This is a genomic window from Mycolicibacterium lutetiense (genome assembly GCF_017876775.1).
Taxonomy (GTDB): Bacteria; Actinomycetota; Actinomycetes; order Mycobacteriales; family Mycobacteriaceae; genus Mycobacterium; species Mycobacterium lutetiense.
This window is the reverse complement of the sequence record NZ_JAGIOP010000002.1, coordinates 4,065,447-4,088,535: the sequence shown is the minus strand read 5'-3', so window position 1 is coordinate 4,088,535 and position 23,089 is coordinate 4,065,447. Positions and strand designations below refer to the sequence as shown.

Sequence of the window (23,089 nt, the reverse complement as noted above, 5' to 3'; positions counted from 1 at the left end):
CGAAAGTGAAACGACAGCACCCGGCCACACCGCGCAAGCCTGCCGCAGCCAAGACGGACCACACCGCCGGATCCAAGGACTCCGAAGACTCCGAAGACTCCAACGATGTCGCGTCGACGCCGAGAGCCGCGATCGACAAAGTGGGGGCCGAACTGCGCACCGCCGTGCGTGACGCGCTGGGTTCGGTCGCTTCCAACCGGCCAGGCGACGACGGAGCGGCGGTGAAGGCGCCCACCGTCAAGGCGCAGGCCAAGCGCGGGGCCAAAATTGTCGAGCGCACCTTGCCCAGGGCGGCCACACCATCACACCCCGAAGCCGACACTGCCGTTGCGCCCGACAAGACCGAACCCGAAGCGCCCGTAGCGGTCGAGGTCGGCGCCCCCACCAGTGCGCTACACCCGCTGTCGGCGATCACCCCCGCTCCGGGCCCGAAGTTCCCGGAACCGAAGGCTCCCGCACCGCCGAAAGTCGAGAATGTACAAACAGAGGTCACGGGCGCTATCTCCACGGTGATCAACACCGTCCTGAACCCCTTCTCGGTGAACTCCACTCCTGACTCCCCGGCCGAACCTCCCGCGGCCTGGGCCATGCTGGCATTCGCACGCCGCGAGTTCGAGCACGCCCTCCGGCAACCGCAGGATCTCCTGACCCAGGTCAACACCCTCACCAGCGCTGTGACCGCGGAGGGGCCAATCGCACTGGCTCCGGGAATCGTCGTCCCACCGGAGCTCGCGGACCATGTCATCGCGACGCCCGGCCCGTCTCTGACCGATCAGATCACGGTGTTCGGCATGGAGGCGCTCAAGCAGGTCTCTCAAGTCATCGGCGTCAACATCACGATGAAGCTCGGCGAGTTGATCACCACCCCCACGCCGCCGTGGTTCACCACCATCGGGCTCACGGTCACCAAGGACACCTACGAGGGCGGTGACGTCTGGGTGATCACCCCGCCCAACCCCACCGGCGAGCGCGTCATCGCGGTGCACGGCAGCGGATTCGTCTACGACCCCAACATCATTCACTGGATGGACTACACCCAGATGGCGCGCGAGACCGGTGCCACTGTCGTCGTCCCCCGCTACCCGCTGATCCCCGACGGCGGCACCGCGGAGAACTCAGTTCCCGCCATGGCCGACTTCATCGCCAACGAGGTCGAGACCTACGGTGCCGAGAACGTCAGCATCTATGCGGATTCGGCCGGCGGAACGCTGTCCGCGCTTGCCGTGCAAAAGATCGTCCGCGACTGCAACGGGGACTCCGGGTGTCTGGAAGCCCGGGTCCCGTCCCGCATGGTGCTGCTTTCCCCGGGCCTCGAAGGCGAAGCGGCCTACAACGACCCGAACGTAGCGTTGGTGAACGACCCCGTCGTATGGCTCACCGAGGAGGACAAGGAGTACTACGGCTCCTGGGCCAGCGGCCCGGAAGAACTCTGGAACCCGATGATCGGACCGACCGAGGGCATGCCCCCGACCACGATCTACGTGGGTTCACGCGAGCAGGCCGCACCGGGTGCGCTGCTCTACGCCGAGAGAATGGTCGACGCCGATCCGAATGCCGACGTCACCGTGGTGATCGGGATGGGCCAGATCCACGACTGGGCCCAAGGCGGTCCCATCCCGATCAACTCACAGTCAGCGAACTACCGCGACGACATCTACCGACAGCTCGGCATCGTCGAAGACGACGCCGATGAGGCAATCAGCCTCTAGGACTTCGCCTTTTCAGCTTCCTGTTCACGCTTGATCTCGAGTGCGATGTCGATCAACTGGTCTTCCTGACCACCGATCAGCTTCCGCTGGCCGACGCGGAGCAACAGTTCGTGGGCGGGTACCCCGTAGCGTTCGCCCTGGCGCACCGCGTGCTTCAGGAAGCTGGAGTACACCCCCGCGTAGCCCATCACGAGCGCGTTGCGGTCCAGCAGGCACTCGGCCGGCATCGCCGGGGCGACGACCTCCTCGGCGGCATCGGCGATGTCGAAGAAGTCGATGCCGGTCTTGACACCGATCTTGTCGAACACTCCGACCAGCGCCTCGACCGGGGCATTGCCGGCACCGGCACCGAACCGGCGGCACGAGCCGTCGATCTGCTTGGCACCCGCGCGCACCGCTTCGACACTGTTGGCCACGCCGAGACCAAGGTTCTCGTGGCCGTGAAAGCCAACTTGGGCGTCGTTACCGAGTTCGGCAACCAGCGCCGCCACCCGGTCGGCGACACCTTCGAGCACCAGGGCACCCGCGGAGTCCACGACATACACGCACTGGCAGCCGGCGTCGGCCATGATGCGGGCCTGCTTGGCCAGCTTCTCCGGCGGAATGGTGTGGCTCATCATCAGGAACCCGACGGTCTCCAGGCCCAGCTCACGGGCGAGCCCGAAGTGCTGGATCGAGACGTCGGCCTCGGTGCAGTGGGTCGCGATGCGGCAGATCGAGCCACCGTTGTTCTGGGCTTCCTTGATGTCTTCCTTGGTGCCCACACCGGGCAGCATCAGGAAGGCGATCTTGGCTTCCTTGGCCGTCTCGGCGGCCAGCTTGATCAGCTCCTGCTCCGGGGTCTTGGAGAACCCGTAGTTGAAGCTCGACCCGCCCAGTCCATCGCCGTGGGTGACCTCGATGACCGGGACACCGGCGGCATCCAAGGCGGCGACGATGGCGCCGACCTCATCCTTGGTGAACTGGTGCCGCTTGTGGTGCGACCCGTCGCGTAGCGACGTGTCGGTCATCCGGACGTCCCACACCGGGTTGAAGAAAATGTCACTCATGCTTGCGCACCTCCTGAAACCGCTGATGCCAGTTCCTTGGCGATTTCCTCGCCGACCTTGGTCGCCGCGGCGGTCATGATGTCCAGATTTCCAGCGTAGGGCGGCAGGTAATCACCCGCACCCTCCACTTCCACGAACACCGTGACCAGGTGGTTTCCACCGTTGACCACCGACGGTTCGTCGAACTGCGGTTCGTTGAGCAGGCGGTAGCCCGGGACGTAGGTCTGCACCTCGGCCACCACATCCTTGATCGACTGCGTGATCGCAGCGTGGTCCGCGTCCTCGGGGATCGCGCAGAAGATGGTGTCGCGCATGATCATCGGCGGCTCGGCCGGGTTCAGGATGATGATCGCCTTACCGTTGCGGGCCCCACCGATATCGCGCACACCCGCGCTGGTGGTCTTGGTGAACTCGTCGATGTTGGCCCGGGTGCCCGGACCGGCCGAGGCCGACGACACCGACGCCACGATCTCGGCGTAGGGCACGTCCACCACACGGCTCACGGCGTAGACCATCGGGATGGTCGCTTGACCACCGCAGGTGACCATGTTGACGTTCGGCGCATCGAGGTGCGCGCGCAGGTTGGCCGGCGGGATGACGCCGGGGCCGACGGCCGCCGGGGTCAGGTCGATGGCCCGGATACCGGCCTCGGCGTAGCGCGGCGCCGCGTCACGGTGCACGTAGGCACTGGTGGCCTCGAACACCAGGTCCGGTTTCTCGTCCCGAGCCAGCAGCCAGTCCACACCCTCATGGCTGGTCTCCAAACCCAGCTTGCGGGCGCGGGCCAGACCCTCGGACTCCGGATCGATGCCGATCATCCAGCGCGGCTCGAGCCACTCCGAACGCAGCAACTTGTACAGCAGGTCGGTGCTGATGTTGCCCGACCCGACGATGGCAACTGATGCCTTCTCAGCCATATCGGCTCCCTATCCTCGAAACATCATTCGAAAGAAAGATGTACAGAACCTAATCCGGTGAACTCAGCGACGAAATCGCTGCCCGGAGGTGCATCTATCGCACGCATGAACGCCCCCGGCAACACGATGTCACCGGCCTCCAACCGCACCCCGAAGCTCTCCACCTTGCGGGCCAGCCAGGCCACCGCGGTGACCGGGTTGCCCAGCACCGCCTCACTGTTTCCCTGGGCTACGAACTCACCCCGGTTGGTCAACACTGCGTCGATATTGCTGACGTCGATGTCCTTGGGCGAGACCCGCGCGTCCCCGAGCACCCATCCGGCACTGCTGGCGTTGTCGGCGATCGTGTCGCACAACTTGATCTGCCAGTTGGTGATGCGGGTGTCGATCAGCTCGATCGCCGGCGCGAGCGCGGCCGTGGCGGCGAGCACGTCCTCCTCGGTGCAGCCCGCCCCCGGCAGGTCGTCGGACAGAATGAACGCGAGCTCCACCTCAACCCGCGGGTAGAGGTAATTCGACGACTTGATCGGCCTGTCCTCGAAAACCTGCATATCGTCGAGGAGGTGGCCGTAGTCCGGCTCGTCGACACCCATCATGTCCTGCATCGCCTTGCTGGACAGTCCGACCTTGTGGCCGACGATCCGGGCGCCCTCGGCGACCCGCTGACGGATGTTGATCAGCTGGATCTCATAGGCGTCAACCACATCGATGTTGGGATTGCCGTCGGTCAACGGGGTCATCGGTACCCGACTGCGCTCGGCCTCGGCCAGGTCGGCGGCCAGCTGGGCACGTACCTCGTCACTAAGCATTGTGGTGAATTCCCCTCACTTCATTGACCGGGGCGGTTGTTGGATTGCCGGTCAATTCTATAACGTGTTCTACATGACTGGACAGGAGTACGACGTTGTCGTGGTCGGCAGCGGCGCTGCCGGCATGGTCGCCGCCCTCACCGCAGCCCACAACGGCCTCTCGACAGTAGTCGTAGAGAAGGCGCCGCACTATGGAGGTTCCACTGCGCGGTCAGGTGGTGGGGTGTGGATCCCAAACAACGAGATTCTCAAGCGTGACGGGGTCAAAGACACCCCCGAGGCCGCCCGCACCTACCTGCACAAGATCATCGGTGACGTGGTGCCCGCGGAGAAGATCGACACCTACCTCGACCGCTCGCCGGAGATGCTGTCCTTCGTCCTGAAGAACTCACCGCTGAAGCTGTGCTGGGTGCCCGGGTACTCCGACTACTACCCCGAGACGTCCGGCGGCAAGGCCACCGGCCGCTCGGTCGAGCCCAAACCGTTCAACGCCAAGAAGCTCGGTGTTGACGAGAAGGGCCTGGAGCCGCCGTACGGCAAGGTGCCGATGAACATGGTGGTGATGCAGCAGGACTACGTCCGGCTCAACCAGCTCAAGCGCCATCCGCGCGGCGTGCTGCGCAGCGTCAAGGTGGGCGTCCGTTCCGTCTGGGCCAACGCCACCGGCAAGAACCTGGTCGGCATGGGCCGCGCGCTGATCGCACCGCTGCGCATGGGCCTGCAGCAGGCCGGAGTCCCGGTCCAGCTGAACACCGCGCTGACCGATCTCTACATCGAGGACGGTGCCGTTCGCGGCATCTACGTGGCGGATCCCCGCGACTCTTCCGCTGAGCCGCAGCTGATCCGGGCGCGCCGCGGCGTGATCCTGGGCTCCGGCGGATTCGAGCACAACGAGCAGATGCGGGTGAAGTACCAGCGTGCCCCCATCACCACCGAGTGGACCGTGGGTGCGGTGGCCAACACCGGCGACGGGATCCTGGCCGCCGAGAAGCAAGGTGCCGCACTGGAATTCATGGAGGACTCGTGGTGGGGCCCGACGGTCCCGCTGGTCGACTCACCGTGGTTCGCGCTGTCCGAGCGCAACTCCCCCGGCTCGATCATCGTCAACATGGCCGGCAAGCGGTTCATGAACGAGTCGATGCCCTATGTCGAGGCCTGCCACCACATGTACGGCGGCGAGTACGGTCAGGGCGCAGGCCCCGGCGAGAACATCCCGGCCTGGCTGATCTTCGACCAGCAGTACCGCGACCGCTTCATCTTCGCGGGTCTGCAGCCCGGACAACGCATTCCGAAGAAGTGGCTGGAATCCGGCGTCATCGTCAAGGCCGACACCCTCGAGGAGCTGGCCGCCAAGACCGGTCTGCCCACCGATGCGTTCGGCGCAACCATCGACCGGTTCAACGGGTTCGCCCGCTCCGGGGTGGACGAGGACTTCCACCGCGGGGAGAGCGCCTACGACCGCTACTACGGCGATCCCACCAACAAGCCCAACCCGAACCTCGGCGAGATCAAGAACGGCCCGTACTACGCGGCCAAGATGGTGCCCGGTGACCTGGGCACCAAGGGCGGTGTCCGCACCGACCTCGTCGGCCGGGTGCTTCGCGACGACGACTCCGTGATCGACGGGCTCTACGCCGCAGGTAACGTCAGCTCACCGGTGATGGGTCACACCTACCCCGGCCCGGGCGGCACCATTGGTCCCGCCATGACCTTCGGATACCTCGCGGCGCTCGATATCGCTGCGGCTGGAAAGGGCTGATATGCCAATCGATGTCGAAAAGGCACTCGCCGCCGACCTGGAGCCCATCGAGTTCTCCTGGACCAGTAGCGACATCCAGCTGTACCACCTCGGCCTTGGTGCGGGCGCCGATCCGATGGATGAGCGCGAACTGCGCTACCTGACCGACAACACCCCCCAGGTGCTGCCGACCTTCGGCAACGTCGGCGTCAGCTTCCACATGACCGAGGCTCCGACGGTGCAGTTCCCCGGCATCGACATCGAGCTGTCCAAGGTCCTGCACGCCAGCGAGGCGGTCAGCGTGCCCGGCCCGATCCCGACGAGTGGCACTGCGTCGTCCAAGCAGCGCTTCACCGAGATCTGGGACAAGGGCAAGGCCGCCGTCATCGTCAGCGAATCCACGGTGACCGATGAATCCGGCAAGGTTCTGTGGACCACCAAGCGGTCGATCTTCGCCCGTGGTGAAGGCGGTTTCGGCGGCGAGCGCGGCCCGGCCACCTCGGCCGAACTGCCTGATCGCGCACCCGATATCGAGATCTCGTTGCCGACTCTGCCGCAGCAGGCCCTGCTGTATCGGCTGTGCGGTGACCGCAACCCGCTGCACTCCGACCCGGCCTTCGCCGCGGCGGCCGGCTTCGACCGACCGATCCTGCACGGGCTGTGCACCTACGGCATCGGCTGCAAGGCCATCGTCGACAACCTGCTCGACGGCGATGTCTCCCAGGTCGCTTCCTACGGTGCCCGGTTCGCCGGCGTGGTGTTCCCCGGCGAGACGCTGCAGGCCAACATCTGGAAGGAAGACGGCAAGTTCATCGGCGTGCTCACGGCGCCGAGCCGCGACAACGCCGTCGTGCTGTCCGGTGTGGAGCTCGTCCCGGCCTAACTCTCTGTTCTTCCCTGCTTTGTCACGCTGGAGTGGCTGTCGAATGCGACGGCCACTCCAGCGTTGTATTCGGGGCCACCAGTGGGCATTTCGAGGCAATGGCCTGGCTGCCACTCGCTTTGTCACGCCAGCGTGGCCATGGCTTTGTCACGCCAGCGTGGCTCTGGGCGCCGACAGACACTCTGGCGTGACGGCGTGCACGTCATAGCACGACCCCCCACGACTGTCATCTGTCACACCAGGGCGGCTGTGGACAACCAGCGTCACGCCAGCGCCTGTGGATAACCGACGTGACGGATACGGCATTGCCCTGCACACTTTCTCGCCATGGGGGAACCATTCGTCGGCAGTGAGGCCGTCGCCACCGGCGAGTTGCACAAGAGCGCACTGCGCACCAGGTACACAAGGGTTTTTGGGGATGTCTACGTGAGTCCGGGCACCGAACTGACGCCACTCGTCCGGGCCCGGGCCGGCTGGCTGTGGTCTCGTCAACGCGGCATCGTCGCGGGGAACTCTGCGGCCGCAGTCCACGGCGCAAGGTGGGTGGACCCAGGCGCTCCGTTCGAGATGATCCACTCCAACCGCAATCCACTTGCAGGACTTCGGGTTCGGACCGAGGAAATCGAAGAGGATGAGATAGTCCGGATCGACGGGATTCCGGTCACCTCGGTGGCCCGCACCGCCCTCGACATCGGAAGTTGGTATCCGCGAGACGACGCGGTGGCCGCCCTCGACGCACTCGCCTGCGCAACCGACCTCAAGGCTGCCGACGTCGACCTGCTCGTGCAGCGGCACGCCCGACGCCGAGGTATCCAACGCGCCCGCACAGCCTTGGGACTGATGGACAGCGGTGGGCAGTCACCCAAAGAAACCTGGTTGCGGTTGATCGTCATCGACGGGGGCTTGCCTCCCCCGCAGACTCAGATTCCGGTTGTCGACGGCCCGGGCGACCCGTTCGCCTACCTCGACATGGGTTGGGAAGACATCAAAGTCGCAGCCGAGTACGACGGTGAGGAACACCGAGCCAGCAGCAGGCGGTACGGCTGGGACCTCCGACGAGCCGAACGGATACAGCGCCAAGGCTGGATCAACGTCCGGATCTCCGCGGGCGAACGCGAAGCGAATATTCTGCGCCGGGTCATCGCCGCTCGGGCACAACGAGTGTCACGCTAGCGTGGCTTTCGAGCTTGCAGGCCACGCTAGCGTGACATTGATATCGATCGGTGGGAGTTGACCGCGCACATTGTCACGCTGGAGTGACTGTCGACTGCGACGGCCACTCCAGCGTGACAAAAGCGAAGCGGGACAAAGCAAAGCGGGACAAAGCGAAGCGGGCGCCGGTTTACACCGACGCCCGCTTCAATCCAGCTGAAGTGAAACTACATCCGCTTCCAGAGATCGTCCCCGCCGGAATGGCGCGGGGCCTCGGGTGCCACCGGAACCGGGCCGGGAGCCGGCTGGCTCGGGGCGGGCGCGGCGGCAGGCGGTGCGGACGCAGCGGGCGGAGCCGAGTGTTGCACCGGAGGCGCCGAATGCGGAGCCGCCGACGCCGTCCCACCTGATGGGGCGCTCATCTGCGTTTCCCGCGAATCCAGGCCGGCTTCGCGACGATCCTGTGCAACGTCGCGATCGTTCTGCGCTGTCTCGCGATCGTCCTGTTGCTTGTCCCGATCGTTGAGCTCGGCCTCGCGTTCGTCTTGCTGCTGTTGCGGATTCGGGCCACCCGCGCCACCGGGCTGACCGGCACCCGGCGCGCCGCCATTCTCCGAGCCGCCACCCTTGGCGCCCTCCATGGCTTTCATCAACGGCTCCATCAACGAGCCGAACTGTCCGCCCATCTGTCCCAAGGCCTGCGTGGGCGCACTGGCCATCTGGCCCATCTGGCCCATCTGCCCCATCATCTGGCTGAGCTGACCGACGCCCTGGCCACCGGAGTCGTCGGCCTTCTCGTAGGCACCCTGGGCATCCGAGAGCTTGGCGTTGAACATGTTTTCCTTGGCCGACAACGCCGTCACATTCGTGGTCAGCGAGGCCGCCAGAGTAGGCACGATGCCGGCGATGGTCATGCTCATCGCATCCTCACCGGGCTGAATCGACGGCATGTCGGGCATGGTCAAGGACGCGGCGTCCCAGCCGAGCTTCCCGCCCATCGACAACGGTGAATTCACCGGTTACCCCCTTCCCGTCGAGACCGATCACCAATCGTCATAGTCATCGTCACCATCCCCCGTGTCGTATTCCAAAGGAGCCGGGACCGCCAGCCCGGTCGTGGTGCCGCCACCGCCACCGCCACGCTGACCCCCGCCCATCATGCCCATGCCACCACCCATACCGCCGGCCGAGTTGGCCGCCGCCACCGGGGCGACACCGCCGACCACCGCGGCACTGGCACCGGGGTCGACCGAGACCGGCGCGGTACTGCCACCACCGACCATCTTCGCCAGCAGTGGGGTCTGTGCGGCTCCGCCGCCACCGCCGCCGGGCAGACCCGCGGCCTTGACCATGCCCGCACCACCGCTGGGACCGGAGCCGCCGGCCGCCGGATGGTTCGAGAACGACGAGAACGGGCTGACCCCGCCGCCCGTGCCCTTGCCGCCCGAACCCAACTGCGAGACCAGTTGCTGCAGCGGCTGCGCCATCTGCTGCAGCGGCTGGGAGAGCTGTTGCGGAATCTGGCCTGCCATCTGCGGGATCTGGCCCAGCATCTGCGGCAGCTGGCTGATCAGCTGCATCATCGAATCGGCGCCCTTCTGGGCGGCCTGCTGTGCCTGGGCCGTCGGCGGGGTGCCGACCTGTGGAAGGTTGGCAATCGTGCTGAGGCTGTCTGCCATGGAAGCGGAGGCGGCCGAGACCGTCGCAGTGTTCTGCGCCAAACCCGCCTTGACCCGGCTCTCGATCACCGCCTGCACATTAGGGCCGGCTAGCGGCCCCAGGGCCAAAATTCCCATGACCTCCTGCTGGACCTCTTCCGCGGCCGCGTTAACGATGGCCTTGGTCTCCGCCACGGTCGTCGCCATCTTCATCAACGCTGTGGAGATGGCCTGCGCCTGCAGGCCATTGGCCTCATGTCCGCCGATCATCGTGGTCGCCTCACCCGAGGCAGCCAACGCCGCGCCGCCTTCCCACGTACCCTGCAGCTTCGACAGCTGGCTGGTCTGTTGCGGGACGACGGTGCCGCTGATCTTGGCGGCGATCTTCTGATACGACCCCGCTGCCGCGATCAGCTGCTCTTCATCGACACTCGGCCAACCCGGTCCGAGCAACGTCTGCGACCCGTACGGGCTACTGTCGCGCTCCACAGCCATACCGCGGCCCCCCTTCTACGCGTGATGCATATCCGGAGCGAACATTACCGTGTCAAACAGGGGTGGCGATGCACCTTTATCCGAGGATCAATCCCGACGTCGGCACGCCTGTGCCCGCGGTGACCAACACATGCTCGACGCCGTCGACCTGGTTGACCGACGTCCCCCGCAATTGCCGCACGCCCTCGGCGATGCCGTTCATCCCGTGGATGTAGGCCTCACCGAGCTGACCACCGTGGGTGTTGATCGGGAGCCGGCCGCCGACCTCGATGGCACCGTTGGCAATGAAGTCCTTGGCCTCGCCCTTGCCACAGAAGCCGAGCTCCTCGAGCTGGATCAACGTGTACGGGGTGAAGTGGTCGTAGAGGATCGCCGTCTGGATGTCGTCGGGCGACAGACCACTCTGCTGCCAGAGCTGACGGCCGACCAGTCCCATCTCGGGGAGACCGAGCTCGTCGCGGTAGTACGAGTACATCGTGAACTGGTCGGCGCCGGCACCCTGGGCGGCGGCCTCGATGATCGCCGGCCGGTGCTTGAGGTCCTTGGCCCGTTCCGGGGTGGTGACGACGATGGCGACACCACCGTCGCTCTCCTGGCAGCAGTCCAGCAGCCGCAGCGGTTCGGCGATCCACCGTGAGTTCTGATGATCCTCGATGGTGATCGGCTTGCCGTAGAAGAAAGCCTTCGGGTTGGTCGCGGCGTGCTTTCGGTCGGCCACCGACACTGCACCGAAATCCGCACTCGTGGCACCGTATTCGTGCATGTACCGCTGGGCGATCATGGCCACTGAGGCCGCCGGGGTACTCAACCCGTGCGGGTAGGACCAGCTGTACTCGACACCGCGCGAATCCGCGTTGACGGTCAGGCCGGTCATCACCTGGCCGAATCGGAACTCCGAGCGCTCGTTGAAAGCCCGGTAAGCCACAACGACTTCCGCCACACCGGTAGCGACGGCGAGAGCCGCCTGCTGGACGGTCGCCGCGGCGGCACCGCCGCCATAGCCGATCTGGCTGAAGAACTTCAGGTCCCCGATCCCAGTCGAACGCGCCACGGCGGTCTCCAGGTTGGAGTCCATCGTGAACGTCACCAGACCGTCGACGTCAGACGGCTTGAGGCCCGCGTCCTCGAGTGCGTCGAGCACGGCCTCGGCGGCCAGACGCAGTTCACTGCGCCCGGAGTTCTTGGAGAAGTCGGTGGCGCCGATACCGGCGATCGCGGCTTTACCGGACAGGCTCACTGTGCGCCTCCCATAGCCAGGGTGGAGGTGGCAATGACGTGGTTACCAAGGCTGTTGCTGCCCACCACTTTCAGGCTCACCAGATCCCCCTCGATCTCGGTGACCTCACCGGTGAAGGTGATCGTGTCGTAGGCGTACCACGGCACGCCGAGTCGCAACTTGATCGATTTGACGATGGCGTTCGGCCCGGCCCAGTCGGTCACGTACCGGCCGACCAATCCGGTGTCGGTGAGGATGTTGACGAAGATGTCCTTGGAGCCCTTGGCCTGCGCCAAGTCCCGGTCGTGATGCACATCTTGGTAGTCGCGCGTCGCGATGGCGGTGGAGACGATGAATGTCGGGTCGCCGTAGATCTTGAGTTCGGGGAGTGCAGTGCCCACTCGAACGTCGGAAACAGTCGGGCTCATGCTTGTGGCTCCCATGCATACAGCGTCCAAGCCGGACTGATCTCACTGTCCGGGAAGTCGATATAGGTTGCGGTGACCGGCATTCCGATCTTCACCTGATCGGCGTCGACACCCCGCAACTCGCCCAGCATCCGGACGCCTTCCTCGAGTTCCACGAGGGCGATCACGAACGGCAGGCTGCGACCGGGCACCTTGGGCGCATGGTGCACGACATAGCTGAACACCGTGCCCTTGCCCGAGGCCACCAGGTAATCGGACTCCGTCACCGGGTCCTTGTAGTCCTTCCACACTGCCGGCACCGGCGGGTGCTGCAGCGTCCCGTCCGGGCGACGCTGAATCCGGAGTTCGTGCGCGTTGATGCCGTCCCAGAAGAACTTGGTGTCCCGCGACGAGGACGGCCGCATCAGTTTGTCCGGATCGAGGTCCTCAGGGATGACCGCGGTTTCGGCTGAGCCGTCCTCGGCCTGCTTTCCGGCCGGCAGGAACTTCATGATCCGCCAGTCCATGTCGGCGACTTCCTCGTCACCGACATGCCAGCGGATCTTCTGATTGATGAAGTAGCCCTCACCCAGCGCGGTCTGCTTGGGGCCGACGATGCCGACGATCTCGGCACTCATCACCACCTGCTCACCGGGCGCGAGGTAACGGTGATAAGTCTGGTCGCAGTTGGTGGCCACGACGCCGACATACCCGGCGTCGTCGAACAACTTCATCGCGCGGCCCAGCGGGTCATCGTCGGATCGGGTGCGGCCCAGGCCCATCATGGTCCAGACCTGGATCATCGCCGGCGGCGCCACGATGCCGGGATGCCCCGCGGCTCTAGCGGCCTCCGCGTCGACGTAGATCGGGTTCTTGTCGCCGATCGCATCGGTCCAGTGGTGAATCATGGGCTGATTCACCAGATCCCGGGCCACCGTCGGTTCGCTTCGCCCAGCTGCGACGATCTCGTCGATGCCGGCCTGCAGATTCGCGCTCATCTCAACCCTTCGCTCTACCGCGGAACCCTCGGCACCCGCAGGCCCGACGCGGCGATCATCTCGCGCATCACCTCGTTGACGCCACCGCCGAAGGTGATCACCAGGTTGCGCTTGGCCATCTTGTCAAGCCAGACGAGCAGCTCGGCGGTCTCCGGGTCGGCCGGGTTGCCGTACTTGCCGACGACCTCTTCGGCGAGCCGGCTGACCTCCTGGATGCGCTCGGTGGAGAACACCTTGGTGGCCGCAGCGTCGGCCACGGCGATGGTCTCGCCGGATGCCGCAACCTGCCAGTTGAGCAGCTCGTTGATCCGCCAGATCGACTTGATCTGTCCCAGAAGGCGTTTCACATCGTCTTGCTCGACCGGCGTGACACCGTCCGAACCGGGCTTGGACGCCCAGGCGTGCACCTGGTCGTAGATGCCGGCAACGCGGCCGGCCGGCCCGAGACCGACACGCTCGTGGTTGAGCTGGGTGGTGATGAGCTTCCAGCCACCGTTCTCCTCGCCGACAAGCATGTCGGCGGGCACGTGCACATCGTTGTAGTACGACGCGTTGGTGTGATGGGCCCCGTCGGACAGGATGATCGGGGTCCAGGAGTAGCCGGGATCCTTGGTGTCGACGATCAGGATCGAGATGCCCTTGTGCTTGGCAGCTTCGGGATCGGTACGACAGGCCAGCCAGATGTAGTCGGCGTCATGCGCGCCGGTGGTCCACATCTTCTGACCGTTCACGATGTATTCGTCGCCGTGCTTGACGGCGGTGGTGCGCAGCGAGGCCAGGTCGGTGCCCGCTTCGGGCTCCGAGTAGCCGATCGCGAAATGCACTTCGCCGGCGAGGATTCCGGGGAGGAACTTCTTCTTCTGTTCCTCGGTGCCGAGCGCCTGCAGGGTCGGGCCCACGGTCTGCAGCGTGACCATCGGCAACGGGATGTCGGCGCGGTTGGCCTCGTTGATGAAGATCTGCTGCTCGACCGGGCCGAAGCCCAGGCCGCCGTACTCCTTGGGCCAGCCGACACCGAGCTTGCCGTCACTGCCCATCCGCTTGATCACCGTGCGGTAGGCCTCGTTGTGCCGGTCGGACTCCATCGCCTCGGCCTCTTCGGGCGTGATGAGGGTCGAGAAGTATTCCCGCAGTTCGGCTTGCAGCGCGCGCTGCTCAGCTGTCAGGTCGATGAACATTACGCTCCCACCAAATCGAGGCGATGCGACGGACCGCCCAGCAACCGGGTCAGATCCTTGATCGAGGAGTAGTAGCGGTCCATCGGGTAGGTGATGTCCATACCCATACCGCCGTGCAGGTGATGGCAGAGCCGCATGGCCGGCGCGGCCTGCGAGGTGAGCCAGTAGCCCAGGATGCTCAGATCCTCGTCGGCGTCAAGGTCCTCCGACAGACGCCACAGAGCCGAATTGGACAGCAAAGAGATTGTCCGCGAAGCGATGTAGACCTCGGACAGCTGTGCGGCCACCGTCTGGAAGGTCGAGAGCGGACGGCCGAACTGCTCACGGGTGGCCACATAGTCGGCGGTCAGCCGCAGCGCTCCGGCCACCAGGCCGGCGGCGAAGGCCCCGGTGGCGGCCAGCGCCAGCTGGTTGACGCGGTGCGCCGTCGCGCCGTCGAGCACATCGGCGGCGTCGACCGTGACGTCGGCAAACGTGACCGCGTACTCATCGGAAGCGTTGGAGGTCGGAGTCTTGGTGACGGTCACACCGTCGGCTGCAGGCGAGACCACCACCACCGCGTTGTCGGCGGTCACCACCAACCACTGCGCGGCCTCGGCGTAGGGCACGCCGATCTTGGTGCCGTTGAGCTTGCCGTCGGCGTAGTTGACTGCGGGCTGCTCCGGGAGAGACTGCCCCGGCTCGTTGAGTGCCGCCGAGAGCACCGCACCCGCGGCGACGCCGGACAGGTACCGGTCCTGCTGGGCGTCAGAAGCCAGGTCGAGCAGCGACACCAGACCGAGGCCCACAGTGGCAAGCGCCGGGCCGGTCGTGCCGTGCCGGCCGATCTCGGTCAGCGCGGTGGACAGCTCGGGCAGGCCCAGACCGTCACCGCCGAGTCGTTCGGGCACTCCCAGTGCCGCGACCCCACCGGAAACCAGTGCGTCCCAAGTGTTGTCACGCTCCAGAACAGACGTCACCACGTCGGCGACGGCCTGCTGCTCCGGGTTCGGTGTGAAATCCACCCGAATCCTCCTTGATTCGTTAGGTGATCAGCGAGCTTAGGCCTGATTTGCCGGCTCGCCGGCGTGTGCAACCGGGCATTCGCCCGTGAAGTCCACCGGCCAGTGCTTGATTCCGTTGAGCCAACCCGACTTCAACCGCTCGGGATCCCCGATCGGCTTGAGATCGGGCATGTGATCGGCCACCGCGTTGAAGATCAGGTTGATCGTCAGGCGAGCCAGGTTGGCGCCGATGCAGTAGTGCGCCCCGGTGCCGCCGAAGCCGACATGCGGGTTGGGATCGCGAAGGATATTGAAGGAGAACGGATCGTCGAACACGTTCTCGTCGAAGTTCGCCGAGCGGTAGGACATCACCACTCGCTCGCCGGCCTTGATCTTCACACCGGCAATCTCGGTGTCCTCGCTGGCGGTGCGCTGGAAGGCCGACACCGGCGTGGCCCAACGAATGATCTCGTCCACCGCGGTCTTGGGCCGCTCCTTCTTGAACAGCTCCCACTGCTCGGGGTGCTGCGAGAACGCGATCATGCCGTGGGTGATCGAGTTACGGCTGGTCTCGTTACCCGCGACGGCCAGCATGATGACGAAGAAGCCGAACTCGTCGTCGCTGAGCTTCTCACCGTCGATATCGGCCTGGATCAGCTTGGTGACGATGTCGTCGGTCGGGTTCTTGCCACGCTCCTCTGCCATCTTCATGGCATAGGTGATGACCTCGAACGAGGACGCGGCCGGGTCGATGTCGGCGTACTCGGGGTCGTCACCGGCGGTCATTTCGTTGGACCAGCGGAACAGCTTGTCACGATCGTCTTGGGGCACGCCGAGCAGCTCGGCGATGGCCTGCAGCGGCAGCTCGCAGGACACCTGCTCGACGAAGTCGCCGGTGTTGGAGGCCGCGGCGTTCTTGGCGATCTGCTGCGCGCGGTTGTTCAGTTCGTCCTCAAGCCGCGAGAGCGCACGCGGGGTGAAGCCACGGGAGATAATCTTGCGCAGCCGGGTGTGGTGGGGGGCGTCCATGTTGAGCAGCACGGCGCTTTGCACGTCGACGGCCTCGCGGGGCATCTCCTGCGGCCAGACCGGGATCGCGCCGTTCATCGCGCTGGAGAACACCTCGCTGCGCAGCGAGACGTCCTTGACGTCCTCGTGCCGGGTGACCAACCAGTAACCCTTGTCGCCGAAGCCTCCGGTGCCACCGGGGACGTCGACCCAGCGAACCGGCTCAGCCTTACGGAGCTCGGCAAGCTCTTTGACCGGCAGGCCCTTGAGGTTGAGTTCGGAATCGAGGAAGTCGAATTCCTTGGGGATGTTCGGGCAGCCCATGTGTCTACTCCTAGTGTCTGCAGCACCCTGCGCGCGTGGCAAGCAGTGCTTGATACAACGTGGTCTAGTACCGATTGAGACCATTGAAACACGGCTTGACCGCAGATCAAAGGCAGTGTTATATCCGCGCTTGTCAGAGTAATGAAACGTGTTCTAGCCTGGCTTCATGGGTAACCCTGTCATCGTCGAAGCCACCCGCAGTCCTATCGGTAAGCGCAATGGCTGGTTGTCCGGCCTGCACGCCACCGAGCTTCTTGGCGCCGTCCAGAAGGCTCTCATCGAGAAGGCCGGGATCGACGCCGGAAGCGTCGAGCAACTGATCGGCGGCTGCGTCACCCAGTTCGGCGAGCAGGGCAACAATGTCACCCGGCAGTCCTGGCTGGTCGCCGGACTGCCCGAACACGTCGGCGCCACCACCGTCGACTGCCAGTGCGGCAGCGCCCAGCAGGCCAACCATCTGGTCGCCGGGCTGATCGCCACCGGTGCCATCGACATCGGCATCGCCTGTGGCATCGAGGCAATGAGCCGGGTCGGGCTCGGCGCCAACGGCGGCGGCGCCCGCGCCGCGTCATGGGACATCGACCTGCCCAACCAGTTCGAGGCCGCCGAGCGCATCGCCAAGCGCCGTGGCATCACCCGCACTGACCTCGACGCGCTCGGCTTCGCCTCGCAGGCCAGGGCCAAGCAGGCCTGGGCCGAGGGCCGGTTCGACCGCGAGATCTCGCCGATCGACGCGCCGGTCATCGACGAGAACAAGCAGCCGACCGCTGAATGGAACACGGTCAGCCGCGACCAGGGCCTGCGCGACACCACCCTCGAAGGCCTGGCGGCGCTGAAGCCGGTCATGGAGGGGGGCACGCACACCGCCGGTACGTCCTCGCAGATCTCCGACGGCGCCGCCGCGGTGCTGTGGATGGACGAGGACAAGGCGAAGGCGCTGGGCCTCAAGCCGCGCGCCCGGATCATCAGCCAGGCCAACGTCGGCGCCGAAACCTACTACCACCTCGACGGTCCGGTGCAGTCCACCGCGAAGGTCCTCGAGAAGGCCGGGATGAAGATGGGCGACATCGACCTGGTCGAGATCAACGAGGCGTTCGCCTCGGTGGTGCTGTCCTGGGCCCAGGTGCACGGTGCCGACATGGACAAGGTCAACGTCAACGGCGGCGCCATCGCCCTGGGTCACCCGGTCGGTTCGACCGGCGCCCGGCTGATCACCACGGCGCTGCACGAGTTGGAGCGCAGCGACAAGAGCACGGCGCTGATCACCATGTGTGCCGGCGGTGCACTGTCCACCGGCACGATCATCGAGCGCATCTAGTGGCTTTCAGTGAGGCCGAGCGCATCGCCGCCGCACAGTCCTACATCGATGCGCTTTCCACGCACCGGGGCGACAACGTGCCGTTCACCCCGGACTGCATCCGCATCGAGATGGGCCTGAAGACCGGCCGCTCCGGGGACCACCTGCGTCGCAGCCTGAACAACGGCCCGCAGTTCAAGTTGATCGAGAAGACGACCGACCCGGAGTTCACCGTCGACGGTGACAACATCCGGGCCAAGTTCGACGTACTGACCAAGCCGCGGCTGTTCGGATGGCGGGTGTGCTCGCACGTCGACGAGACCTTCCTGATCGCCGCATCGGACGGAAAGATCCATCACATCCGCGCCTCCCTGACCCCGTTCCTCAGCCGCTAAGGTCCCCGCATGGCCAACACCCCTCGCCCGCTGAACCCCAAACAGGTCGAACGGCTCAACGCGAAATCGACCGGCACCGCCATCAAGTGGATGTCGCGCGCCCAGACCTGGATCTTCAAGAAGACGGGCGGGCGGTTCGGCGACAAATTCCTGCGTGGCGCCGAGGTCGGCATCCTGACCACGATCGGGCGCAAGTCGGGCGAGGAGCGTGACAGCCCGCTGTTGTTCCTGCAGGAGGACCAGCGCATCGTGCTGGTCGCCTCGCAGGGCGGTCGGGCCACCAATCCGATGTGGTACCTGAACCTGGTGACCAACCCCAAGGTGAAGTTCCAGACCAAGCACGCGACGCTGGAACTCACCGCGCGCGAGGCCACCGACGCCGAGCGCGACGTGTACTGGCCCAGGCTCGACGCCATGTATGCCGACTTCGTGAATTACCGGTCCTACACCGACCGCAAGATCCCGATCGTGATCTGCGACCCGGTCTGACCGCCCCCTGACCGCAGACAGCGCCCCCGGACATTGTCCGGGGGCGCTGTCTGTTGTGCGGACATTACGCAACTCCGCGTAGCAGAATTGACGAGTGAACAGATTCTGATTTATGTTCTGTGAGCGCACACACAGTGAACGCTAGGTGAGCGGCAGCCCACACATTCGTGAATCGACGGAGAACCAATGCAACGACCCACTCGACGCCGGGCCGCCGGTGCCGCCGCAACAACCCTGACGGCATGTTCTCTGTTCGCCGCCGCGACCCTGCCCGCCGCGGCGATGACCGTGACGTTCATCCGGCACGCCGAGTCGCAGGGCAACGCCTCCGGCTACATCGACACCAACACCCCGGGGCCTCATCTCACCAACGATCAGGTGAACCAGAACGGCGGCGCGACCGGCGAGGAGCAGGCGCAGGCCTGGGCCAATGGCCAGACCGCCGACGCGTTCGACGCGCTCTACGCCTCGACCATGATTCGCACCCAGGAGACCGCCAAGCCGTTCGCCGACAAGAGCGGACTGAACGTCACGATCCTGGGCGCGTTCGACCCGGACCACCCGCAGCAGAACTCCGGTGTGCAGGAGATCAGTGCCGGCATCTTCGAGGGCCTGCCCGAAAGTGAAGGGATCGGCCGCATCGGCTACATCCTCGCTCCCCTGGCGTGGACAATGGGCCTGCAATTCATCCCGGTCCCCGGCGGCGAGACCGGCCTGGAGTTCAACGAGCGCGTGACGAATGCCCTCACTCAGGTCGAGTCGGATACCGAAGACACCAATGGCGACGGCAAGATCGACGCCGCGGTGTTCTCGCACGGCGCGACGATCATGATGTGGACGATGATGAACGTCGACAACCCGAACCTGATGTTGATCGTGCAGCATCCGTTGAACAACACCGACACGGTGGTCGTGGAGAAGAACGACGACGGCAGCTGGACCCTCAAGGAATGGGCCGGCGAAGAAGTCGGCGCGGCCAACTACCCGACACAGATGTTCGTCAATGTGCGCGACCTGATCGTGGCGCCGCAGAAGGCGGTCTACAACATGCGCATTCCGGTTCTCTCGCTGGATGCGCAGGGCATCGTCACCACGGGTGCGCAGGGCGTCCAGGACGTCGCCCAGGCCGGGGTCAAATTCGTCAAGGACTCGGTGACCGACACCGTCAACGCCATCACCGGCATCCCCGGCTCGATCGGCCAGTCGACGTCGCAGGTGTCGAAGGTCAGCACCCTCAACGTCGCCGCGGACAATGACAACCCGGCGGTGGGCGACCTCGCCGAGGGCGCCAAGACCGCCGTCGAGAATGTCACCGAGGGCGCCACCACGGAGGTCAAGAAGGTCACCGAATCGGTCAAGCCCACGACCCCCACCGTCCGTGCCACCAACGGTGCAACCAAGTTGACCGACGGCAACAAGGCAGAGCCGGGTAAGGCGGTCTCCGCGGTTCGCGACCGGGTCAACCGGGCCACGGACGACGTGCGCGGCGAGGTCGAGTCCTCTGCCCGGCAGGCCCGCGAGACCGTCAAAAAGCTCACCAGTGCCGTCAAGACCGGCAAGGCTGACAAGTCCGACGACAGCAAGCCCAAGCAGAAGACCAAGGACGCCGCGTGAAATAGGCAGTAGCGCAATGTAATACCGACCGGGTCGGTCCCCCTCCTCGCCCGAGGAGGGGGACTGAGCCGTATCTGCTCCGCCCCAGAACAGAGGGGGTAGCAGAGCCAAAAATCTTGTCAAATTCCTTCCCGCACATTGGGATAAATGCTCGCCCTGACAGCGAACGATCAGACAATTCATCTGGCCGGCCAGCGAACCGTCACCGGCAGGTCAGGTGAAATCTGTACAGCCACGAGGGAGGAAGCACATGAACCGCCGTAGAGGTGACGCGCCGGCGTCACGGATTCGAAGTCTTCTAGGGGGTGTCGCCCTGGCATTCCTTGCATTTTTCCTGGCGATGCCCGTCGCCCATGCTGCAGAGACCATGCGCGTGACGTTCATCCGTCACGGCGAGTCGGCGGGCAATGCCTCCGGGAATATCGACACGTCGACACCCGGTCCGGTGCTCACCGAGAAGGGGCAGCAGCAGGCACGTGACATCGCCGCCAAGCTGGGCGACAACAACTACGACGGCATCTACGCGTCGACGATGGTGCGGACCCAGCTGACCGCGGCGCCCATGTCGCAGTACCTGGGCATGCCGATCCAGGTGATCGACGGCATCCAGGAGATCCCGGCCGGCGTCTTCGAGGGAACGCCGGAGTCTGGCGCCCAGGGCGGGTACGGCCTGTATCCGATCGGGTGGACGTTCCCGGGCGTCATCCCCCAGATCCCCGAGTCGATGTTCAACAAGGGCACGTTCATGCCGGGCACCACCGAGAACGGATACTCGTTCGACGCCAGGGTCGACGGTGCGCTGCAGACCATCTATGACAACGGCGATCGCAACGCTGTGGTGTTCTCGCACGGCGGAACCATCATGTTCTGGACGATGATGAACGTGAACAACCTCACCGTGATGGAGAAGCTCCAACTGCTGCAGTCAGCTCAGTTGGACAACACCGATTACGTGGTCATCGAGGGCAACAACGAAGACGGCTGGACCCTGGTGAACTGGAACGGCCAGCAGTTCAGCCCTGAACCGACCTTCGGGCACGAGATGGGCCTTCAACTTCGAACGTTGTCCCGCCAGTTGACTGCCGCCGCTGATCAGGTCAAAGCGGCCTTCCAGACCGGCGACATCACGAAGATCGCGACCGCGATCAGCCACAGCGTGGCCGACGCATCCTTCTCGGTGACCAAGTTCAACCGGGCGATCAGCGCACAGATCATCAAGCGGGTCCTTCCCCCGGCGCAGACCGCCACCGACCAACTGCAGGAGAAGGTGTCCACCGAGGTGGAGAACATGAAGACCGCGGTTGACACCAACGTGGTCTCGCATCGTCTCGCGTCGGCACCGAAGGCGTCGGCACCGGAGTCATCTCCGGCGTCCGCACCTGCGGGATCGGACGAAAAGGTTTCAGCCGCCAAGGAACCGGAAGCCGCTGCGTCGGTCGGCAGCCCGGTGCGGGCGAAGGCCGAGGAGGCGCTCGACCGCATCGTCAAGCCCCGTGGCGCGACTGATCTGTCGGACGGCAACAAGGCTCTGCCGGGGGTGACGAAGTCGCTCACCCGAAACGGCGAACGGGTCAAGACCGCGGTCGAGGACACCCAGGACCAGGTGTCGGCGTCGATCAAGAAAATCGGCGATGCCGTCAAGAAGGCCACCGGCCAAACCGGCAAGGCCAAGGCCGACACGGGCGCCGCTGACAACAAGGATACCGGCAGCAAGGACGCCGCCTAACCCCACTACGCTGCGCAAGCAGACGCAAAGGCCCCCGAAATCAACGGATTTCGGGGGCCTACGCTGGGGGTTCCACCCGCTTGCGGGGGACTGTTCGTCGGAAGTACCTACGCGCCGTAGACGGGAACCGCGGTGCGCGCCTTGGCCAGCAGGTCGTTGACGACCGGGCCCAGCTCGGCGGGATCCCACTTGGCGCCCTTGTCGATCTGCGGTCCGTGGGCCCAGCCCTCGGCGACGCGGATCTTGCCGCCCTCGATCTCGAATGTCTTGCCGGTGACGCCCTTTGACTCGACGCTGCCCAGCCACACCACCAGCGGTGAGATGTTCTCCGCAGCCATGGCGTCGAAGGCATCGTCCTGGGTGGCCATCATGTCGGCGAACACGGTCTCGGTCATCCGGGTACGAGCCGACGGCGCAATCGCATTCGCGGTGACGCCGTAGCGACCCATCTCGGCGGCAGCCACCAGCGTGAGCGCGGCGATGCCGGCCTTGGAGGCGCTGTAGGTGGCCTGGCCGACGCTGCCCTGCAGGCCCGCGGCGGAGCTGGTGTTGATGATGCGGGCGTCAACGGTGTTGCCCGCCTTGGACTGTGCGCGCCAGTAGGCCGCGGCGTGCTTCATGGTGGCGAAATGCCCCTTGAGATGCACGGCGGTGACGGCATCGAATTCCTCTTCGGTGGCGTTGGCGAACATCCGGTCGCGCACGATGCCGGCGTTGTTGACCAGCACGTCGAGGCCGCCGAAGGAATCGACGGCGGTCTGGATGAGGCCCTCGGCCTGCGCCCAGTCGGCGACGTTGGCACCGCTGGTGACGGCTTCGCCTCCGGCAGCGACGATCTCGTCGACCACGTTCTGCGCGGCGCTGCCGCCGCCGGCGGCCGAACCGTCCAGGCCCACCCCGATGTCGTTGACCACGACGCGGGCACCTTCGGCGGCGAACGCGAGCGCATGCTCACGTCCGATACCGCCACCGGCACCCGTCACGATAACCACGCGGCCGTCGAGCAATGTCATTACGAATCTCCTACCGTGTTGGATTGTGGCG

General features: G+C 65.4%; 21 protein-coding genes. 9 read left to right on the top strand and 12 right to left on the bottom strand.

Annotation, left to right across the window (positions count from 1 at the left end):
• Positions 1 to 5: 5 nt before the first annotated feature.
• Positions 6 to 1,709, top strand: a complete 1,704-nt coding sequence (locus tag JOF57_RS31370) for an alpha/beta hydrolase fold domain-containing protein (protein ID WP_209922847.1) — start codon at positions 6 to 8, stop codon at positions 1,707 to 1,709.
• Here the strand turns inward: JOF57_RS31370 and dmpG are convergent.
• From dmpG to JOF57_RS29005, 3 genes are read right to left on the bottom strand one after another with little or no spacing between them, the layout of a single operon-like run.
• Positions 1,706 to 2,758, bottom strand: coding sequence for a 4-hydroxy-2-oxovalerate aldolase (gene dmpG / locus JOF57_RS29015; RefSeq protein ID WP_209922845.1), 1,053 nt, complete (start codon positions 2,756 to 2,758; stop codon positions 1,706 to 1,708). The genes JOF57_RS31370 and dmpG overlap by 4 nt on opposite strands.
• The gene (locus JOF57_RS29010) at positions 2,755 to 3,675 is read right to left on the bottom strand and encodes an acetaldehyde dehydrogenase (acetylating) (RefSeq protein WP_209922844.1); all 921 of its coding nucleotides are present in this window, start codon (positions 3,673 to 3,675) and stop codon (positions 2,755 to 2,757) included. Before JOF57_RS29010 ends, dmpG begins: the two co-directional genes overlap by 4 nt.
• Before the next feature lie 23 nt (positions 3,676 to 3,698).
• Positions 3,699 to 4,484, bottom strand: a complete 786-nt coding sequence (locus JOF57_RS29005) for a 2-keto-4-pentenoate hydratase (RefSeq protein WP_209922842.1) — start codon at positions 4,482 to 4,484, stop codon at positions 3,699 to 3,701.
• Positions 4,485 to 4,557: 73 nt separating this feature from the next.
• Here JOF57_RS29005 and kstD point away from each other — a divergent pair, with 73 nt between their 5' ends.
• From kstD to JOF57_RS28990, 3 genes are all read left to right on the top strand, one after another.
• A complete protein-coding gene (gene kstD / locus JOF57_RS29000) occupies positions 4,558 to 6,243 on the top strand; it encodes a 3-oxosteroid 1-dehydrogenase (RefSeq protein WP_209922840.1) in 1,686 nt (561 codons plus the stop codon).
• Position 6,244: 1 nt separating this feature from the next.
• Positions 6,245 to 7,105 carry an enoyl-CoA hydratase ChsH3 gene (locus JOF57_RS28995; RefSeq protein ID WP_209922838.1) on the top strand — a complete coding sequence of 287 codons (861 nt, stop codon included), beginning with the start codon at positions 6,245 to 6,247 and terminating at the stop codon, positions 7,103 to 7,105.
• A 327-nt stretch (positions 7,106 to 7,432) separates the two neighbouring features.
• Complete coding sequence (locus JOF57_RS28990; RefSeq protein ID WP_209922836.1) at positions 7,433 to 8,278, top strand: putative endonuclease domain-containing protein; 846 nt, start codon at positions 7,433 to 7,435, stop codon at positions 8,276 to 8,278.
• Between the two features lie 206 nt (positions 8,279 to 8,484).
• Here JOF57_RS28990 and JOF57_RS28985 read toward each other — a convergent pair whose 3' ends face one another.
• The 8 genes from JOF57_RS28985 to JOF57_RS28950 form a co-directional block, all read right to left on the bottom strand.
• Entirely contained in the window at positions 8,485 to 9,273 is a 789-nt protein-coding gene (locus JOF57_RS28985; RefSeq protein ID WP_307870119.1) for a hypothetical protein, read from the bottom strand.
• A gap of 27 nt (positions 9,274 to 9,300) precedes the next feature.
• Entirely contained in the window at positions 9,301 to 10,410 is a 1,110-nt protein-coding gene (locus JOF57_RS28980; RefSeq protein WP_209922834.1) for a hypothetical protein, read from the bottom strand.
• Positions 10,411 to 10,486: 76 nt separating this feature from the next.
• Complete coding sequence (locus JOF57_RS28975) at positions 10,487 to 11,641, bottom strand: 17-hydroxy-3-oxo-4-pregnene-20-carboxyl-CoA lyase (RefSeq protein WP_209923813.1); 1,155 nt, start codon at positions 11,639 to 11,641, stop codon at positions 10,487 to 10,489.
• Positions 11,642 to 11,643: 2 nt separating this feature from the next.
• Complete coding sequence (locus JOF57_RS28970) at positions 11,644 to 12,054, bottom strand: MaoC family dehydratase (RefSeq protein WP_234938277.1); 411 nt, start codon at positions 12,052 to 12,054, stop codon at positions 11,644 to 11,646.
• Positions 12,051 to 13,031, bottom strand: coding sequence for a bifunctional MaoC family dehydratase N-terminal/OB-fold nucleic acid binding domain-containing protein (locus tag JOF57_RS28965; protein ID WP_209922830.1), 981 nt, complete (start codon positions 13,029 to 13,031; stop codon positions 12,051 to 12,053). Before JOF57_RS28965 ends, JOF57_RS28970 begins: the two co-directional genes overlap by 4 nt.
• Before the next feature lie 14 nt (positions 13,032 to 13,045).
• A complete protein-coding gene (fadE29, locus tag JOF57_RS28960; RefSeq protein WP_209922828.1) occupies positions 13,046 to 14,209 on the bottom strand; it encodes an acyl-CoA dehydrogenase FadE29 in 1,164 nt (387 codons plus the stop codon).
• Positions 14,209 to 15,213: an acyl-CoA dehydrogenase family protein gene (locus JOF57_RS28955; protein ID WP_209922826.1), complete on the bottom strand. Its 1,005-nt coding sequence runs from the start codon at positions 15,211 to 15,213 to the stop codon at positions 14,209 to 14,211. The genes fadE29 and JOF57_RS28955 overlap by 1 nt, the downstream gene beginning before the upstream one ends.
• Before the next feature lie 36 nt (positions 15,214 to 15,249).
• Positions 15,250 to 16,524 carry a cytochrome P450 gene (locus JOF57_RS28950; protein WP_209922824.1) on the bottom strand — a complete coding sequence of 425 codons (1,275 nt, stop codon included), beginning with the start codon at positions 16,522 to 16,524 and terminating at the stop codon, positions 15,250 to 15,252.
• Positions 16,525 to 16,690: 166 nt separating this feature from the next.
• Here JOF57_RS28950 and JOF57_RS28945 point away from each other — a divergent pair, with 166 nt between their 5' ends.
• The 5 genes from JOF57_RS28945 to JOF57_RS28925 all read left to right on the top strand — a co-directional run bounded on the left by JOF57_RS28945 (position 16,691) and on the right by JOF57_RS28925 (position 22,045).
• Entirely contained in the window at positions 16,691 to 17,842 is a 1,152-nt protein-coding gene (locus tag JOF57_RS28945; protein WP_209922822.1) for a steroid 3-ketoacyl-CoA thiolase, read from the top strand.
• Positions 17,842 to 18,216 (top strand): DUF8021 domain-containing protein, encoded by a 375-nt coding sequence (locus JOF57_RS28940; protein ID WP_209922820.1) that lies wholly within the window; start codon positions 17,842 to 17,844, stop codon positions 18,214 to 18,216. The genes JOF57_RS28945 and JOF57_RS28940 overlap by 1 nt, the downstream gene beginning before the upstream one ends.
• 9 nt (positions 18,217 to 18,225) lie before the next feature.
• Positions 18,226 to 18,705 carry a nitroreductase family deazaflavin-dependent oxidoreductase gene (locus tag JOF57_RS28935; RefSeq protein WP_209922818.1) on the top strand — a complete coding sequence of 160 codons (480 nt, stop codon included), beginning with the start codon at positions 18,226 to 18,228 and terminating at the stop codon, positions 18,703 to 18,705.
• Positions 18,706 to 18,891: 186 nt separating this feature from the next.
• Entirely contained in the window at positions 18,892 to 20,319 is a 1,428-nt protein-coding gene (locus JOF57_RS28930) for a histidine phosphatase family protein (protein WP_209922816.1), read from the top strand.
• Between the two features lie 250 nt (positions 20,320 to 20,569).
• Positions 20,570 to 22,045, top strand: coding sequence for a histidine phosphatase family protein (locus JOF57_RS28925; protein ID WP_209922815.1), 1,476 nt, complete (start codon positions 20,570 to 20,572; stop codon positions 22,043 to 22,045).
• A gap of 107 nt (positions 22,046 to 22,152) precedes the next feature.
• On the opposite strand, the gene JOF57_RS28920 is transcribed toward JOF57_RS28925, so the two are convergent.
• Positions 22,153 to 23,058 (bottom strand): SDR family oxidoreductase, encoded by a 906-nt coding sequence (locus JOF57_RS28920; protein WP_209922814.1) that lies wholly within the window; start codon positions 23,056 to 23,058, stop codon positions 22,153 to 22,155.
• Positions 23,059 to 23,089 lie beyond the last annotated feature (31 nt).

Coding starts and splice junctions, on each gene's coding strand:
- dmpG (WP_209922845.1), bottom strand. CDS start 2,758: ATGAGTGACATTTTCTTCAACCCGGTGTGGGACGTCCGGATGACCGAC.
- JOF57_RS29010 (WP_209922844.1), bottom strand. CDS start 3,675: ATGGCTGAGAAGGCATCAGTTGCCATCGTCGGGTCGGGCAACATCAGC.
- JOF57_RS29005 (WP_209922842.1), bottom strand. CDS start 4,484: ATGCTTAGTGACGAGGTACGTGCCCAGCTGGCCGCCGACCTGGCCGAG.
- kstD (WP_209922840.1), top strand. CDS start 4,558: ATGACTGGACAGGAGTACGACGTTGTCGTGGTCGGCAGCGGCGCTGCC.
- JOF57_RS28995 (WP_209922838.1), top strand. CDS start 6,245: ATGCCAATCGATGTCGAAAAGGCACTCGCCGCCGACCTGGAGCCCATC.
- JOF57_RS28990 (WP_209922836.1), top strand. CDS start 7,433: ATGGGGGAACCATTCGTCGGCAGTGAGGCCGTCGCCACCGGCGAGTTG.
- JOF57_RS28980 (WP_209922834.1), bottom strand. CDS start 10,410: ATGGCTGTGGAGCGCGACAGTAGCCCGTACGGGTCGCAGACGTTGCTC.
- JOF57_RS28970 (WP_234938277.1), bottom strand. CDS start 12,054: ATGAGCCCGACTGTTTCCGACGTTCGAGTGGGCACTGCACTCCCCGAA.
- JOF57_RS28965 (WP_209922830.1), bottom strand. CDS start 13,031: ATGAGCGCGAATCTGCAGGCCGGCATCGACGAGATCGTCGCAGCTGGG.
- fadE29 (WP_209922828.1), bottom strand. CDS start 14,209: ATGTTCATCGACCTGACAGCTGAGCAGCGCGCGCTGCAAGCCGAACTG.
- JOF57_RS28950 (WP_209922824.1), bottom strand. CDS start 16,524: ATGGGCTGCCCGAACATCCCCAAGGAATTCGACTTCCTCGATTCCGAA.
- JOF57_RS28945 (WP_209922822.1), top strand. CDS start 16,691: ATGGGTAACCCTGTCATCGTCGAAGCCACCCGCAGTCCTATCGGTAAG.
- JOF57_RS28935 (WP_209922818.1), top strand. CDS start 18,226: ATGGCCAACACCCCTCGCCCGCTGAACCCCAAACAGGTCGAACGGCTC.
- JOF57_RS28930 (WP_209922816.1), top strand. CDS start 18,892: ATGCAACGACCCACTCGACGCCGGGCCGCCGGTGCCGCCGCAACAACC.
- JOF57_RS28925 (WP_209922815.1), top strand. CDS start 20,570: ATGAACCGCCGTAGAGGTGACGCGCCGGCGTCACGGATTCGAAGTCTT.
- JOF57_RS28920 (WP_209922814.1), bottom strand. CDS start 23,058: ATGACATTGCTCGACGGCCGCGTGGTTATCGTGACGGGTGCCGGTGGC.